Here is a 16,992-nt window from a genome sequence, read left to right as displayed (position 1 = left end):
CGACATTCAGTCCCAAGGCTCAGGCGGCGAGCAGCGCTGCCTTGAACTCCCGCGCGGCATCGGCCCCGCCGATTTCGGTCAGATGCTTGAGGAAGATCGCGGTGGTGTGCACCGGCTCGCGCGCCATGATGGCCATCAGCCGATCCATCGCCGGACGCCCGATCCGCCGCTCAAGGTCAACCAGCAGCACCGGCCCCTTGGCATAGAGCTGAACCCGGTTCGGCCGACCATGCCCCATCACCGCCCCCGCGGTCGCCGCGGCCTTGCGCAGCTCGGCGAGCGCCTTCTCTGCCTCGGCGACGCCGAACGCCGCCTCGCGATAGCGCTGTGCCATGTAGGAGGCGGTCGATTCAACCAGCCAGAAATCGTCGGTGAGCGGGCTGGCGAGCATCCACCAGGCGTGCGAGATCTCGTGCGCGACATAGGCGGCCGGGTTGATCTCGGCGACATCGGGCCCGCTGCGCCCGCCCTCCGACACGACGGTATAGGCCGTCCGGGCATAGCCCAGCGACTTGGGCCGCCAGACCTGTGCGATCCGCACCTTGCGCGGCAGCGGTCCAAACATCGCCTCGAAATAGCGTGCCGCGCCCTCGGCATGCTTGACGTAGAAGCCGGACAATCGCGTATCGAGATCGCGGGCATAGAATTCGACGCCATGCGCGTCGGCGCGCTTGAGGCCGCGCATCGCCACCATCGGCAAATCGATATCGACGAAATTGCGGCGGATGCGCGCGCCGGTCGGGGTCCGCGTGACATCCCCCTGCGCGACCACGACGAGATCGGGCGCAAGGCCGTCGATCGTCGCGTCGACCGTGAAGCGCGTCTGGATATCGGCGCCGACCGGGAACCACATATGATCGATGAACAGCTCATAGCCTTCGGGGCGCAACGGTGGGTTACCGCTGTCGTTCGCCGTCACGATCGGGCCCGCGTAGCGGAAGCGCAGCTTGCGTGGTTGCACGCTCGGCCGATCGAAGCTGAAGCTGTATTTGACGAGATCGGGCATGGGCGAGGCCGACGGTTCGCTCTTCATCGTCACGCCGCGCGGCAGCTGCATCGGCTCGAGCGTGAAGCGCTTCGAGAGCAGGAATGCCTTCTCCGGCAGCGCCTCGGTCAACGTCACGGTGACGTCGGCGGAGAGTGCGCCGTCCGGAGCGAACGTCGCCTTCACCTCATAATGCGGCGCTTCGGCATGAGCCGCGCTGGCGAGCAGCAGCGCCGTCAGGCTGATCAACGACCGCCTCATGCCCGGCGCCCTCCCCGCGAAATCCAGCCATCGACCTGTTCCTCCAGGATCGGCAGCGGCAGCGGCCCGTTGCCGAGCACCGTGTCGTGGAAGCCGCGAATGTCGAACCTTGCGCCCAGCTTCGCCTTCGCCCGCTCACGCAATTCGAGGATCTTGCGCATCCCGACATAGTAGGAACAAGCCTGGCCCGGCAGAACGATGTAGCGGTCGATTTCGCGCTGGTTGTCGTAGTGACTGCTCGGCATGTTCGCATCCATGTAGGCAACCGCACGCTCGCGGCTCCAGCGCTTGGCGTGGATGCCGGTGTCGACCACCAGCCGGCACGCGCGCATCAGTTCGAGCGAGAGGCGGCCGAAATCGTCGTAGGGATCGGCATAAAGGCCCAGTTCCTTGGGTAGCCGCTCCGAATAGAGTCCCCAGCCCTCGCTGAACGCCGTGACGCCACCGAAGCGCCGGAACTTGGGCAGTCCGGCCATGTCGTGCGCGACGCAGGTCTCGATATGATGACCCGGGATCGCCTCGTGATAGAGCGTTGCCGCGAGCTGCCATTTGGGCTGCGCCTTCATGTCGTAGAGGTTGATATAGAACACCCCCGGCCGCGACCCGTCCTGCGGCGGGTTCTGGTAGAAGGCCTTGGCCGCCGACCGCTCGCGCCATGCTTCGACCGGGCGCACCACCACCGGTGCCTTGGGGATGATCGAGAACAGCTCCCCCTGCCGCCCACGGATCTCGGCGAGCAGCCGCTCGGCATCGGCGACATAGGCGGCCTTGCCGGCATCGGTCTGCGGATAGAAGAAACGCGGATCGGTGCGGACATGCTCGAAGAATGCCTGGAGCGTGCCGGCGAAGCCGACCTTGCGCATGATCGCGCTCATCTCGCGATGGATGCGCGCGACCTGCTCGAGACCGAGGTTGTGGATCGCCTCCGCCGCGATCGGCAGCGACGTATAGGCCTCCAGCTGCTGGCGGTAATAGGCGTCGCCGCGCGGAAGCTTCCACACCCCGTCACGCGTGTCCGCGCGCGCCTCGGCAGCACGCAGATGCGCGATCAGCTTGCGATAGCCCCCGGCGAACGGCCCGCTGAGTCCAGCCTGGGCGCGGGCGATCAGCGGATCGGCATCGGCGATACCGGCCTTGGCGAGCTTGGCACGGAAATCGGCGAGGATCGGGCAGTCGGCTTCGCTGTCATCGAACGGCCGGCCCTTGAGCATGTTCTCGCTCGGCTCGATCAACAGCCGGTAGACGAAGCGCGGCGGCTGCACGCCCGCCGCTTCCTGTTTCGCCAGCTCAACCACTACCTGATCCATCAGCGGCGCGACCCGCTCGATCCGCGCGCAATAGGCTTCCGCATCGACGCGGTCGGCGATGTTGTGCGCGTTGAGCAGGGTGATCGGCACGCGCGTGTGCATCCCGCCCATCTGGGTCATGAGATAATCGTCGCGGCGCAAGGCGAAGCGCGCCACCGCCTTGCGGCCATCGTCCTCGAACATGCGTACACTGATCCGCGCCTGCGGAGACAGTCGTGCCCGGTCGAATCCGGCGAGCGCCGCAAGATCCTGCTTCAGCAGTTCGAGATTCTCGATCGCGAACGCCTCGCCGACATCGTTCCATTTGTCCTGGTCGCGCTTGATGCCGAGTTGCGACTGGCGCACCGGATTGCGGTCGATCCCACGCTGCCACACGCGCTCGAAAAAGGCGTCGAGCCGGGTGTCCTCGTCCTCGGGAAGCGCCCAGGCGGGCAGCGGCATCGCCGTCGCGGCGAGCGCGCCCATCATCCCGCGCCGCGTCATCATCATGCCTTGCCTCCATTCGCGATCCAGCGCGTCATCACTTCGTCGAGCAGGGCGAGCGGCAGTGGACCGCTGCCCAGCAGCGCATCGTTGAACCGCCGCGCGTCGTAGCGGCGCCCCAGCCGTTTCTCCGCGCGTTCGCGCAGCCCGACCATCTTGAGCTTGCCAATTTCGTAGGCGGTCGCCTGCCCCGGCGTGACGATGTAGCGCTGCACCGCCGTCACATGATCGGCGCGGCTACCCGGCGTGTTGGCGAGCAGCCAGTCGATCGCACGCTCGCGGCTCCAGCGCAGATGATGCAGCCCGGTATCGACGACCAGCCGCCCGGCGCGCATCAGCTCCTGCGAAAGCTGGCCGAACTCCTGATAGGGATCGGTGTAGAGACCCATCGCATAGGGCAGTTGCTCTGCGTAGAGCGCCCAGCCCTCGCTATAGGCGGTATAGCCGCCCTGCCGCCGGAAGGCGGGCAGATGCGCCAGCTCCTGGCTGATCGCGCGTTCGAGGTGATGGCCCGGAACGCCCTCGTGAAAGGCCAGCGCGGACAGCTCGTATTTGGGCAGGTTCCGCATCTCGACGGTGTTGACGTAAAGGATTCCCGGCCGCGACCCATCGGGCGCGGGTGCAAAATAGCCCGCGGTCGCGGCCGAGCGTTCGAGCCACGGCTCGACCGGCTTGACGATCATCCCGGCTTTGGGGACGCGCGTCATCACCTCTCCCAGCCGCGCCTCGACCGCCGCGATATGCCCGCGCATCGCGTCGAGATAGGCAGTCCTGCCCGCCGGGGTATTGGGATAGTAGAAGCGGTCGTCCTTGCCGACGAACGCGAAGAAATCGGTCAGCGACCCGCTGAAGCCCGATTTGGCCATCACCGCGCGCATCGCCGCATGAAGCCGCGCCACTTCTTCCAGTCCGGTGCGATGCACCTCCTGCGGGGTGAGCGGCAGCGTCGTCTCCAGCTCGAGCGCGACGCGGTAATAGGCGTCGCCCTCGGGCAGGCTCCACACCCCGTCGTTGCGCGTCATTCGCGCCTGCCCGCGTTCGAGCCAGGCGATCAGCGTCCGGAAACCGGGGCCGAAGCCGTCGCGCATCGCCGCCTCGGCATCCTGCACCAGCCGGGCGCGCTCGCCCTCGGCCATCGCGAGCTTGCCGACCTTCTCACGGAAGTCGGCGAGGATCGGACTGTCGCCGGTGCCACCGAACGGCGCGCCGCGGATCAGCGCCGCGCAATTGCCGATCACCAGTGGGTAGGAAAAATTGGGCGGGAGCACTCCGGCCGCGGCCTGCGCGTCGAGGCCCGCGACGATCGCCTCCAGATAGGGTTTCACGCCACGCAGGCGTGCGACATAGGCCTGTGCGTCCGCTCGATCGGCGATCGGGTGGTTGTTGATCAGCGTCTGGGGAATGACGCGCTGCGGCCCGCGCATCTGGCACACCGGATAGCGATTGCCGCGCCAGCGGTGCGCGGTCAGCGCCTGCCGGCCGGCATAGTCGAACAACCGCACGCTAAGCTGCCGTTCGGGATCCAGCGCGCGGATATCGAACCGAGCGAGCTCGGCCAGCTCGGCGCGGACGAGTCCGGCGTCCTCGACCGCACGCGCATCGCCGGGATCGGGCCAGCGATCCTGCCCGTCCTTGAGACCCAGTCCCGACTGGCTGAGCGGATTGCGGGCGATGCGCTTGCGGAACGACGCCTCGAAGAACGCGTCGAGCCGTGCGGCCTCATCCGATGCCGCCGCCGCGACCGGCCAGGCGGCGAGCGCGGCGCTGCCGGCGAGCAGCGCCCGCCGGCTCATCGTCGGGCCGTTCATTCGCCGATCGGCAGGCCGCCGCGCGCCGCATCCGGATCGTCGCCACGCTTGGCGACATGCTTGTCGAGAAACTCGCGGATCGCGCGATAGGCGACGATCTGGTTGGCCTTCTTGCGAAAGCCATGCCCCTCATCGGGGAAGGCGATATACTCGACCGGAACGCCGCGCGCCTTGACCTTGGCGACGATATCCTCGGACTCGACCGGCAGCACGCGCGGATCGTTCGCGCCCTGAAGCACGAGCAAGGGCCGCTCGATCCGGTCGGCGTGGAACACCGGCGAGATCTTGGTGAGGTACGCCTCGTCGGTCGCGGGATCGCCGACCTCGGTATAGAGCAGCCGTCGCAGATCCTCCCACCAAGGGGGCGTGTTCTTGAGCAGCCGCAGCCAGTTCGACACGCCGTAGATGTCGACCCCGGCGGCGAACTCCTTGGGGCGGAAGGCGAGCCCGGCGAGCGTCATGTAGCCGCCATAGCTCTGCCCCTCGATCGCGATCTTGTCGCCGTCGACGAAGCCGGTCGCGACCAGCATCTTCTTCGCCGCGACGACATCATCGAGGTCGGCGTCGCCATGCCGCTTGTCGTCCATGTGATAGAAGGTGCGGCCCGAGCCCGAGCTGCCGCGGTTGTTGATCTCGAACACGACATAGCCGCCGTTGGTCAGATATTGCATCAGCGGCCGGTAGCCGATCCGGCTTTCGTCGCCGGGCCCGCCATGGACATGGATCACCGCCGGCCGCTTGTCGCCGGGCCTGGCGTCGTGCGGCACATAGAGCACGCCTGGAACCTGAACCCCGTCATAGGAGGCGAAGCGGACCATCTTGCCGGGCACCAGGTCGCTCTGCGCGACGCCGGGCGCCTGGGCATTGAGCAACGGGCGGCGCTTGCCGGTCCTGAGGTCGAGGATCGCGATATCGCCCGGCGTCGCGCCGTTGGTCAGCGAGATCGCGGCGATCCCGCCGCGATTGCCGAGGCGCAGGCCGACGCTCGCCCCCGGTGCCGGATCGGCGAGCGGGATCGGCTTGAGCGTCGCGGCGTCGAACAGATAGGGCCGGCCGCGCGCATCCTCATTGACCGTCGCGACGATCGTGCGCCCGTCGCGGCTGAGCGCGGCGCCGGACACGTCCCATTTGGGCGCGAAGATCGTCTCGCGCCGCCCGGTCGCGAGATCCATCCGGGCGAGCTTGGTGAACTCGCCGCCATCGTCGGTGGTGAAATAGAGGGTCGACCCGGTCCGCGCGAAGGTCTCGGGCTCGCCCGACACGGGGGTCGATCCGGCGGTGACCTCACGCAGCGCCTTGTCCGTGCGGTCATAGACATAGACGCGCTTGTTGGCGTTGTCGTGGATGCGGCTCATCGCGACATAGCGGCGATCGGCGCTGACGGCGCGGATCTGATACGCCTTGTCATTCTCGAACAGCAAGGTCTTCACATAGCCGTCGGTGGTGACCTCGTAGAGGTCGAAATAGCGCGGATCGCGTTCGTTGGTCTGGACGAAGAAGGACTTGCCGTCCTTGGCCCATTCGACGAACCGCGCGACATGCTTTGTCCCCGGCGTCGTGTCGCGCACGCTGCCATCGAGTTCGCGGACATAGATATGCGCGAGCTCGTTGCCGCCCTGATCGCTGGAATAGAGGATGCGGCGGTCGTCGGGGAAATAGCCGATCGCGTTGACCGTCTCCTTGGTCGAGTGGGTGAGCTGCTGCATCGGTCCGCCCGCGACCGGCACCGTGTAGAGGTTGGCGATGCCGGTGCGGTTGCTGGTGGTCAGCAGCAGCTGGTCGTCGGGCGAGAAGGAGATGCCGCCGAACGTCTCCGCCGCCATCAGCTGCTCGATCGTATAGCGCTTGGTCTGCTCCGACGCGTTGGCGGCGGGCAGAGCAAGCAGCAATGCGGCGGCAATCAGACCTGCCCGCATCAGAACGACACCGCCGCACGTGCCGTGAAGGTCCGCCCGATCGGATCGAACACGCCGAAGGCGCGGTTCACCGTCGCCGAATAGGGCACCGCGCGATCGAACAGGTTGCGCACGCTGAACTGGAGCGAGAAATTATCGGTGACCCTGGCGCTGAAGGTGGTGTTGACCAACGTGTAGGACGGATAATCGTTGACCGGCGTATTCTCGATCGTCGCGGTCCGGCTGTGGACGGTCTTGCTGCTCCACAGCAGCTGAACGTCCCAATCGAACGGGTCGAAGCTGTAACCGATCCGACCGTTGACGTCCCAGCGCGGCGAGCCCACCGTTCCCGCCCCTTCGATCACCGGCGATCCGCCCGATGCCTGGTTGCGGAAATAGTCGATGTAGAAGGCCTTGACGCCCAGCCGCAGCTGGCCCGGTTCCGTGCCCGCGACGTTCGGTACGGCAAAGGCGTAGTTGATCTCGCCGATGATCCCCGCGAAGTCGAGCAGCGCGCTGTTGTAATAGGTTTCCTGATAGCCATCGGCGATATCGCCCGCGATGCGCTGCCGCCCCGTCGCCGCGCTCTGTGCAGCCGCTTCGGCCGCATTCAGGCGGCGGAAGGCCTGGCAGGCAGTCTCGTTCGGGAAGTTGGGGCTGTCATAGCAGGCCGCCTGCGCGGTGTTGAGGTCGAAGCGCGAGATCGCATTGGCCAGACGGATATGGCTATAGTCGATCGACAGCCGCAGGTTGCGGATCGCCGGCGGCTGGTAGACCAGCCCCAGCGACCAGGAACGCGCCTTCTCATTCTCCAGCTCGCGATTGCCGCCGACCTGACCAAAGGGCGATGCGCCGTTGGTAGTGGCGAGGAACTGGCCCGGCGCCGGTCCGCCGACCGCGGCGAGCGCCGCGGTGCAATTGGCAAGACGGACGGTGGGATTGGGGCCCGCGCCTACGCGGCTGGCGGCGCATACATCGTTGCCGCCACGCGCCACCGGCGTGGTGTTGAGGAACAGCTCGACCAGCGACGGGTTGCGGATCGCACGGGTATAGACGCCGCGCAAGGTCAGCCCGTCGAGGCGAGTCTGCATTCGCGCGCCGCCCGACCAGGTGATGTCACCGCCCGAGACCGAATGATCGACGTAGCGGATCGCGCCCTCCGCCTGCAGCGCCTTGATGAAGGGCAGGTTCATCCCGTCGTTGAGCAGCGGGACGATCGCCTCGCCATAGAACTCGTCGGTGTTGAAGCTGCCCTCGGGCGCGTCGGGATAGGCGATCGCGCCATTCAGCAGCGTCAGGCCGCCATTGAGGATCGCGTCGCCCTCAAACGACCCCGCCTCACGCCGATGCTCGTAACCGATGCCGACCGAAATCGGCCCCGCGATGCCGAACGGCAAGGTACCGCTGAGGTTCGCCGAGAACACCTCCATCGAATTCTTGCCGATGCCCACGCCACGGTCGAGCACATAGTTGACCGCGGCATCGCTCGCCGCGCCTTCGCCGAAGATGTTGATCGGCACGCAGTCACCACCGACCGCGCACGTCGTCGTGCTGGTTGCGTTGAGCGCATTCTGCAGTCGCGTGAGGTTGATCGAGTTGAATTCGGAGCGGTTGCGGCTTTGCCCGTAATTGTACGAGACATCCCAGTTCCAGCTCTCGGCGCCCAGCTTGAAGTCGCCCTTCACCCCCGCGACGATGCGAAACACGTCGAACGTCGAATTGGCCGGGAATCGGTCGACGATGTCGTTGAAGTTGCGGTTGAGCCGGAACGAGGTGGTGATACCGTTCGCCGCCAGGATCGAGCGTGCCTGCTGCGACAGGAACGGGTTGTTGACGCTGATCGAGAGCGCCGGGCCGCCAAGGATGCCAGGCGCGGCGAACTGGAACAGGTCCGACAGCTTGGTGCCGTTGGTGTGGGCGTAGGATCCCTCGACAAAGACATTGACCCTGTCGGTGACGTCGAAATTGGCGTTGAGGTTGAACAGATAGCGTTCGTTCGGCGACAACAGGCTGGTATGCTTCGCCGGATTCATCCCGTCTCCGCCATCGGCGTAGACCGGGATCCCCGAGATCGACGAACCGAAGAACGACGCGCCCACGCGGTACGGGACCAGATCGCCATTGGTCCCGAACTGCAGCGGATTTCCCGCAGCATCGACGATATAGGTTCCGGGCATCGGAACGCTCGTGCGGTAAGGGAGGCCGCCATCGGTCAGCGGCGCGTACCGCAGGTCGTTGACCACCATCAGCGAGGAAATGCCGTCGCTGGGATTGGTGTTGCCCGATGGCGTGAGGAAACGGAACGGGAAGCGGCGCCCCATCACCATGCCTTCCTGGCGGACATATTCGGCGCCGACCACGATGTTGCCGCGCCCGCCGGCGAAGTTCTTGCCGATCAGCGCTCGCACCATCTGGTTCGCGGCATCGCCGCGCTCGCTGATGCTCGCCTGACCGGTGAGCTGGAAGCCCTCGTACTTCTCCTTGAGAATGACGTTGACGGTGCCCGCGATCGCGTCCGAACCATAAACCGGCGCGCCGCCGATCGCGACCGTCTCGACCCGCTCGATCAGCCCGACGGGGATGAGGTTGAGATCGACCTGAGAGCCGGGCGAGGTCGAACCACCCGAACCGGACACGGTGTTCGACGACACGAAACGCCGCCCGTTGACCAGGCTCAGCGTACGCTGCGACCCCAGGCCGAAGAAATTGGCGAAGCTCTGCGCGATGCCGAGCGTGCCCTGGCTGGTCCCGATCTGGCTCGACGCGGCGGGCGCGAAGCCCGGTGTATCCTGCAGCGCCTCGAGCACATTGGTATAGCTGCGCCGCTCGATCTCCTCGGCGTCGGTGGAAGTTGCCGCCTGCAGCGTGTCGAAGCCCGGTCGCTGGATGCGCGAACCCGTGACGACGACATCCTCGCTCGCGGCCGGGGTTTCCTGATCCGGCGCCGCTGTCTGAGCCGCCGCGGTCGCCGCGGCGCGGCGGACCATGACCGCGCCGCCCGCGGTCTGCACGACCTCAAGGCCCGTTCCGGCGAACATCCGCCGCAGCGCCTCGACCGCGCTGAAACTGCCCTTGATCGCATGCGTACGGACACCGGCAAGGTCCGCCGCCGGGGCGATCACCTGAAGGCCGGACTGCTGCGCGACGGTCTGCACCGCATCGCCCGCGTCACCGGCCGGTACCGAATATTGCCGTGCCGCCTGCGCCCAGGCGGGCGTGGCCGCGATGGTCGCGCCGAGGCTGGCGATCGCCGCCCCCGCCAGAAACATGGCCCGCGCTCCGCTCCGCATTCTTTGCCGCTCGCCCATTGGCTGTCTCCCCCTGGTTCGCCGGTTATCCGGCCTCAAGGGGAGAGAGGAACGGATGTGCGAAATCCCCCACTCCGGATCGAAATCGTCCCGCGTTGCGGTAGATCGGACGCTAGTGCGAGGGGGAGTTTTGCCTGCGCGAGAGGATGAAGGCGTCAGGAGTCTCGCTCACCTCGCCATTGAAGGCGGCTGCGGCGGCGTTGGCGAAAGCGCGCGAGTCACCGACGCGGAACACGCCCATGAACTCGGCCCGGCCGAGTGACGCATCATTGATCACCACCGGCTTGTCGGCATGGCGATTGACCTCCGCGACCGCGGTCGCGAGCATCTGGCCGCGGAAGATCAACTGGCCGCTACGCCATGCCTGCTGACGCTGGACCTCGCGCGGGTCGAGACGCGCACGGCGTGGACCGATCGTCGCGGCAACGAACTGCTCGTCGCGGCCGAGCATGAGCTGGCGCGGCGCACGGCGATCCGCATCGGTCACCTTGACGCGCCCTTCGGCGACGGTCACCGCGATGTCGCCATCCGCCGCCCTGCCGACGGTGAAGTCTGTACCGACCGCGCGCGCCGAGACGTTCCCCGCCTCGACCACGAACGGCCGGGCGGCATCATGTGCAACCTTGAACGACGCCTCGCCCCGGCGCAGCACGATGCGGCGCTGACCGCCGGAGAAGCGCACCTGAAGCAGGGTGCCCCCATTGAGGAACATCATCGATCCGTCTTCGAGCGCGACACGACGCACCTCGCCGCGCGCCGTCTCGATCCTGCCGGGCAGCTGATCCTCGGCAACAACGCCGACCCCGACCGCGAACAGTACCGATGCGGCGATCGCCATCTTGCGCCACGGCAGCGGTTTCGTAACGCGCACCGGCTCGTTCGCCGTGCCGGTATCCAGCGCAACGAGACGATCGACGTCGAGCCACGCCGCCTGCGCCTTCACCCATGCCCCGAGGTTCCGCGTGTCACTCGCCAGCCAGGCGTCGAGCGCCTGCTGGTCTTCAGCGGTCAGCGGACCTTCGGAAGAACGGACGACCCAGGCGGCGGCGCGCGACTCGGCGTTATCCGAATCCCCAGAACCTACGCTTGCCACGCTCGTCATCCTCCGCGCCTGTCTGTGGCGCCTTCATCGCTTCCATCAACAGCCGCAGCGCCTTCGCCAGGTGCTTCTCGACCGTGCTTTCCGAGATGCCCATACGCTCGGCGATCTCACGTTGCGACAACTCCTCGAATTTCTTGAGCTGGAATGCTTGCCGGCATTTGGGCGGCAGGGTCGCGATCGCGGCATGCAACCGCGCCAGTTCCTGCTTTCCACTCAGCCGGCGAAACGCGCCGATCTCATCATCGACGATGTTCAGCGACTCGAAATCCGCCACCAGCTCAATCGAAACGATCCGCGAGCGTCGGACATGCTCACCCACGATATGGCGCGCGGTGACGAACAGATAGGCGCGGCCACTGACGATCCGCTCGATATCCGCGGTCCAGATCCGGGCATAAGCCTCCTGGATCACCTCATCGAGCTCGCACGAGGTCAGCCCGCGGATCCGCCCGGCAAGCCAGTGCCGGACGTCGCCCTCATGCGGAAGTATTTCGCGCGCGAACCAGAGAAGGCGGGCCTGATGGTCCATATGGAGAGAGCATCAGCAAACCAAATCGACGTCAAGAAAAAACCGTCATAAAATCCAAATAATATCAAAGTAAAATATTGATAATACGCGAAAATACGCGACGGATACAAAGTACCCGCCGCATATGTTTCATGCGGGGTGCTGGAAGCGCCTATTGCGTGATGCGCTTCACCACCTTGCCGTCCTCGCCCAGGAACTCGATCACCGGCAGGCCGTCGTCTCCCACCTTCATGACCAGTCGCGGGCGCCCCTGCTTGTCGGCGAGGCGGACGATGGCATCCTCCAGCTGCTTGCCCGCGAAGAAGCGTTCGGCGCCGACGCCGCCATTGGCCTTGGCATGCGCCATCATCTCCTCGCGGATCTTGGCCTTGCCCGCCTCGGTGGACTCGCGCGCGGCGCGGTCGCTCATTTCCATCAGCGGCTGGATCGACGCGTCGGGGCGATCCCAGACGCGGACCCCGGCAACGCGCCTGCGGTCGTTCTCGGAATAGACCATCCCCACCGTCTGATCCTGCTTATACTGGTCGAACAGGATCGACGCGCTGGCCGAATTCTTGCCGTCGACGGTGCGGTTGCCGAAGCCCATCCCGCCGACCTCGTCGCCATTGTCGTTGAAGAACAGCATCCCGCCCTGATCGCGGCTGTGATGCTTGTATTCCTTGCCGTCCATGAACAGGCCCGGGAAGCGCGCCTTGTTGGCGAGCACCAGCCGGTATTTCCCGTTCGGCTCGACGATGTTGACGCGGCCGACGTTGATCTCGTCGAAGGTCGCGACGCGCGCCTTCTCAGCCGGGGTCGAGGTGGCGACCGCCCAGCCGCCGGGCAACAGCGTGCCGATGCCAAGCGCGGTGCCGATCGCCAGCGCCATTCTCCAGGAGGGTGCCGTCATCGCTCGATCTCCTCAATAGTTCCAGTCAGCCACGGGGGCGCCGGCAGGGGCGTTCTTGCGCACATGCGCGCCCATTTCCTTGATCACCCCGGTCCAATCGGTGTGGTGCCAGTTGTGGCCCTTCTTGGGCCGGCCATATTCGAAGCGGATCGGATAGTTGGCGCCGCCGACCTCGCGCACCATTTCCTCGAACTTGTAGACGCCCAGGTTGAGGAAGAACTCGTCCTGCTCGCCGGCGAAGAAGTTGAGCTTGCCCGACAGCTTCGGCGCGAGCTTCGCCCAGTTCGTCTTGGCGTAGTGAGTCAGGTCAAAGCCGTTGGCGCGGTAATATTCGGCGACCTCACGATCGATCACGCCGGTCAGCGGGTCGAACAGCGCGCGCGGATAGCCGTCCTTGTCGGTCGGGCCATAGGTCGATTGCCAGATCGCGAGCTGATAGAAGCCGCGCCCGCGATCGCCCAGCATCAGCTCGAGCTTCGACAGGTCGCGCATCGAGAGGCCAGGCAGCCCCTCACGCGTCCGGCGGAACGGCCGCTCGGCGGTCTGCCATTCGCTGACGCGATATTCGAACATGTTCGGCTCGCGGTAGATGTCGGCCACGCCCCAGCGGGTGAAGTCGATCGGGTCGGGATTGAAGATCCACGCACCCCCGAACATGTCGGGATAGTGGAGCTGGAGCGCGAGCGTCTCCCACCCGCCGGTCGATGCACCTTCGACGATCCGGCCATAGGGCTGGTCGATCAGGCGGAACTTCTTCTCCAGATACGGCATCAGCTCCTTGGTGATGGCGTCGCCCCACGGGCCGTTATTGGCCGAGTTGAGGACATAGGATTCGAAGAAATAGGGGCTGTATTGCTCCAGCGTGATCGCAACGAAGCGCGGCATCCCCTCGCCGTCCCAATCCTTGTAGAACTGGTACCCGGTCTCCAGCGCGCCGTCGGCGGCGCGTTCGCGCGCGCGCGGGGTATCGGTGGTCGCATCGGTGGTGAAACCGAACGGGATATCGCCATGGCTCAGCGCATAGACCGCCGGATAGCGCGCGTTCGGATGTTCGTCGAAGCCCTTGGGCAGCAGCACTGTCGCGCCGATCGTCATCGGGATTCCCCAGAAGTCCGACAGCACCTTGCTCTTGATGCGGACATGCTTGAGCCAGGGCGTCTCGACCGGCGCCGCCGGCGGCGGGATCGTCTCGGTCAGCGCCAGCGCGATCGGTGCACTCGCGATCGGCGAGATGCGGACCTTGGCGACCTTGCTGAACAGGTTCCCGCCGCTCAGATACGCCGGCGCGCGCGCCTGATTGGGTGCGGGTACCCATAGGGTATGGCCGTCCGAGCGCTTGGTCTGGACATAGCGGATCAACACCGCCTGCACGTTATATTCTCCGGGCGGCAGGCTCTTGAGGTCGATCGGATAGCCGATCGAATCCTGTCCGACCGTGACGCTCGCACCGGGCTTCATCGCGTCGACATTGACCGCGAAGGAGGGCGGGCCGAGCATGCCGATCGCGGTCCGCGGTTCGGCGACATCGGTGCCGGCGGCAACCACGATCAGCCGGCCGGTCACCGGGCCGCCGGCATCGGCGGGAAGCTGGACCGAGAAGTTGAGCTGTGCTGCTGCTGGAAGCGCCAGCGTGACCGTGATCAGCATGGCGATCACACGCCATGCCCTGCCGATTGCCGAACCCAGTCCGATCACGTGCATCCCCCTCGCAAAACTGTCCCTTCAAAGGGAGGATGGATACGGCCGCGATTTCCGCCAGTCGGTCAGCCGGTTTTTCGCATCACGATCCGCCCGCGCTGCATCACCAGCACCGGCTTCTGGGTCGCGGCGATATCCGCGACCGGATTTCCGGCGACCGCGACGATGTCGGCGTCCTTGCCCGTCTCGATCGTGCCGACCCGATCGGCGACGCCGAGCAGCCGTGCCGCCTCACGCGTGCCGGCGATCAACGCCGTGGCGGGGCGCATGCCATAACGAGTGAGCAGCACCATCTCGATCGCGTTCTTGCCATGGCCCTTGTCGACCACGCTCATGTCGGTGCCCGCCGCGATCGGCACGCCGATACGGATCGCCATGCGCAGCATATCGTGATGCGCTTTCGATGCGGCGATCGCCTTTTCGGCGATGTTGGGCGGATAGTTGCCCGAATGACTCTCGACCCAGTCGATCGCGGTGCAGGTCGGCACCAAGAACACGCCCTTGGCCTTCATCAGCTTGAGCGTCGCCTCGCTGAGAAAGCTGCCATGCTCGATCGAATCCACCCCAGCCTCGATCGCGATCCGCGCGGCGGTGTCGCCATGGGCGTGCGCGGCGACCTTGCGACCCCAGTTATGCGCCTCTTCGACGGCTGCCGTGATCTCCTCACGCGTCAGCTGCGGAACGTCGACCGGATCCCAGGACAGCACACCACCGGAGACGCAGATCTTGATGGCGTCGGCGCCGTTGTTCATCTGGTGGCGCACCGCCTCGCGGCATTCGGCACCGCCCGAGCAGACGCCGTCGATCGCGGTCTTGGGCGCGACGCGCTCGGCCGGGAACGGTGGCTGATCGCAGCTCCCGCCACGCGCGGTGATCGGATTGCCCGAAGCCAGGATGCGCGGACCGGGTGTGAGACCCGCGTTGATCGCGTTGCGCAGCCCGATGTCGATGAAATAGCGCGCGCCGACATGGCGGACGGTGGTGAAGCCCGCCTCCAGCGTCACACGGGCATTGGCCCCGGCGTAGAACGCCTGCTCGCTCTGCGTGCGCATCATCTGCTTGAAGACGTGGCGGTAATAGTCGGCATCGGATTCGAGCGTCAGGTGCGAATGCGCGTCGATGAAGCCCGGCAGCAGCGTCGCATCGCCCAGATCGATCACCGGCGTCCCGGTCGGGATGTCTGCGGAAGCCCCGACGCCGACGATGCGCCCGTCGAGAACCAGCACCACGGCATCCTCGCGCAGGCGTTCACTGGTCGCGTCGAACAGCCGTGCCGCCTTGAGCGCGATCAACCCCTCCCCCGCCGGCGGCACATTACGCTGCGGCGCGGCCGAGCAGAGCATCGCCCCGGCAAGCATCACCGCCATCACCTTCCCGATGCGCGTCGTCCCCATGCCTGCCCTCCTCCTGCCCGGAACGACGTCCGGCGCGCGCATTTCCGCCAGTCGGACATGGCGGATCGGTGCGGCCTGCCCGTCGTAGCTGGAAGGGCCTGCGACAATCCAGAGGGCAAGGAAGACAGAGATGACGAAGATGCGGATCGAAGGGTCGTTCGTGGCGACGGTGACGCCGTTCGATTCAAGCGGAGGAATCGATTTCGGCGCGTTCCGCACGCTGATCCGGCACCTGGGCGACCATGGCACCCGCGCCGTGCTGTTCATGGGGTCGACCGGCGAACCGACGCTGCTCACGCCTGAGGAGAAGAAGCGCCTGATCGTCGAGACGGTGAAGCTGCGCCCCGCCGACATGTTGTTCTTCTACGGCTGCAGCGGTCCCACCACCGATCAGGTGATCGACAATGTCCGCTTCGCCGCGGCGAGCGGCGCCGACGGCGCGATCATCGCCCCGCCGCCCTATATCTGCGCGCCGGAGAGCGACATCGTCGACTTCTATCTGGAGATCGCCGACGCGACCGACCTCCCGCTCGGCATCTACAACAACCCGCCCCGCGTGAAGACCGATCTCGACTGGACGCAACTGCTCAAGCTGTTCGCCCATCCCAACATCGTGGTTCACAAGGAATCGACCGCGCGCGTCGGTCAGGTCGGCCGCATCCTTGCCGCGCGCCCCGACGTGTCGGTGATGTGCTGCGACTCCCCCAATCTAGGGCTGGTGGTGCCGACCATGGCGCTGGGCGGGCACGGCACCGCCAACATGACCGGCAACCTCGCCCCCGCCGAAATGGCGACATTGTCGACGCCGTGGCGCGACGCGGGCGACGCCGCGCGCTTCCGCGAGCAATATCTGGCGCTGCTGCCGCTGATGCATTTCAACTATTCGGCGATCAATCCGGTCGCGGTGAAGTCACTGATGCAGGCTTGCGGCCTGCCCGTCGGCACCTTGCGCAAGCCGCTGCGCGGACTCGATTCCGCCGCGCTGGCGGCGGGCGTCCGGGCGATCCGCGAGCTGGGACTGGACGAACGCTATGGCTATCGCGTCAACGACCTTGCGGCCTGAGGCCGCACGGCTGACGATCGAAGCGGATCGCTGTGCCCAACCTCGCGGCTGGTTGGGCGGATCGAACGGATGGTCACCATTCGATTGATCACATTCAGATTCTCACGACGATGCATCGTGACAAAATTCTTCTAAACACTTCGGCGATTCCTTCGATCTCTCTTCTGACAGGCCGGCTTTCCGGCCAGTGATGCGGGGGATTTCCGATGGTTGCCATTTTCACCGGGGCCGGGACGGGTTTCGAGCGGGGATCGGGGAACGTCATCGGCG

General features: G+C 66.1%; 11 protein-coding genes. 1 reads left to right on the top strand and 10 read right to left on the bottom strand.

Features of this window, described 5'->3' with window-relative positions; translation table 11 throughout:
• Positions 1 to 19 precede the first annotated feature (19 nt).
• The 10 genes from AC07M1_RS15780 to AC07M1_RS15735 all read right to left on the bottom strand — a co-directional run bounded on the left by AC07M1_RS15780 (position 20) and on the right by AC07M1_RS15735 (position 15,659).
• A complete protein-coding gene (locus tag AC07M1_RS15780) occupies positions 20 to 1,246 on the bottom strand; it encodes a M1 aminopeptidase family protein (protein ID WP_495163581.1) in 1,227 nt (408 codons plus the stop codon).
• On the bottom strand, positions 1,243 to 3,042 hold the full coding sequence (locus tag AC07M1_RS15775) for a DUF885 domain-containing protein (protein ID WP_495163580.1): 1,800 nt from the start codon (positions 3,040 to 3,042) through the stop codon (positions 1,243 to 1,245). Before AC07M1_RS15775 ends, AC07M1_RS15780 begins: the two co-directional genes overlap by 4 nt.
• Positions 3,039 to 4,829, bottom strand: a complete 1,791-nt coding sequence (locus AC07M1_RS15770) for a DUF885 domain-containing protein (protein ID WP_495163579.1) — start codon at positions 4,827 to 4,829, stop codon at positions 3,039 to 3,041. Before AC07M1_RS15770 ends, AC07M1_RS15775 begins: the two co-directional genes overlap by 4 nt.
• 11 nt (positions 4,830 to 4,840) lie before the next feature.
• Positions 4,841 to 6,760: an alpha/beta hydrolase family protein gene (locus tag AC07M1_RS15765; RefSeq protein WP_495163578.1), complete on the bottom strand. Its 1,920-nt coding sequence runs from the start codon at positions 6,758 to 6,760 to the stop codon at positions 4,841 to 4,843.
• On the bottom strand, positions 6,760 to 10,008 hold the full coding sequence (locus tag AC07M1_RS15760; protein WP_495163577.1) for a TonB-dependent receptor domain-containing protein: 3,249 nt from the start codon (positions 10,006 to 10,008) through the stop codon (positions 6,760 to 6,762). Before AC07M1_RS15760 ends, AC07M1_RS15765 begins: the two co-directional genes overlap by 1 nt.
• Before the next feature lie 151 nt (positions 10,009 to 10,159).
• Positions 10,160 to 11,140, bottom strand: coding sequence for a FecR family protein (locus AC07M1_RS15755; RefSeq protein ID WP_495163576.1), 981 nt, complete (start codon positions 11,138 to 11,140; stop codon positions 10,160 to 10,162).
• On the bottom strand, positions 11,109 to 11,678 hold the full coding sequence (locus AC07M1_RS15750; RefSeq protein ID WP_495163575.1) for an RNA polymerase sigma factor: 570 nt from the start codon (positions 11,676 to 11,678) through the stop codon (positions 11,109 to 11,111). The genes AC07M1_RS15755 and AC07M1_RS15750 overlap by 32 nt, the downstream gene beginning before the upstream one ends.
• A gap of 151 nt (positions 11,679 to 11,829) precedes the next feature.
• Positions 11,830 to 12,567 carry a hypothetical protein gene (locus AC07M1_RS15745; RefSeq protein WP_495163574.1) on the bottom strand — a complete coding sequence of 246 codons (738 nt, stop codon included), beginning with the start codon at positions 12,565 to 12,567 and terminating at the stop codon, positions 11,830 to 11,832.
• 12 nt (positions 12,568 to 12,579) lie between these two features.
• Positions 12,580 to 14,262 carry an alpha/beta hydrolase-fold protein gene (locus AC07M1_RS15740; protein ID WP_495163573.1) on the bottom strand — a complete coding sequence of 561 codons (1,683 nt, stop codon included), beginning with the start codon at positions 14,260 to 14,262 and terminating at the stop codon, positions 12,580 to 12,582.
• A 68-nt stretch (positions 14,263 to 14,330) separates the two neighbouring features.
• Entirely contained in the window at positions 14,331 to 15,659 is a 1,329-nt protein-coding gene (locus AC07M1_RS15735; protein ID WP_495163572.1) for a metal-dependent hydrolase family protein, read from the bottom strand.
• A gap of 130 nt (positions 15,660 to 15,789) precedes the next feature.
• On the opposite strand from AC07M1_RS15735, the gene AC07M1_RS15730 reads away from it, so the two are divergent.
• Positions 15,790 to 16,722, top strand: coding sequence for a dihydrodipicolinate synthase family protein (locus AC07M1_RS15730; protein ID WP_495163571.1), 933 nt, complete (start codon positions 15,790 to 15,792; stop codon positions 16,720 to 16,722).
• Positions 16,723 to 16,992 lie beyond the last annotated feature (270 nt).

This window comes from Sphingomonas sp. GW821-FHT10C01, from assembly GCF_059415525.1.
This window is presented reverse-complemented; position numbering and strand designations above follow the sequence as displayed.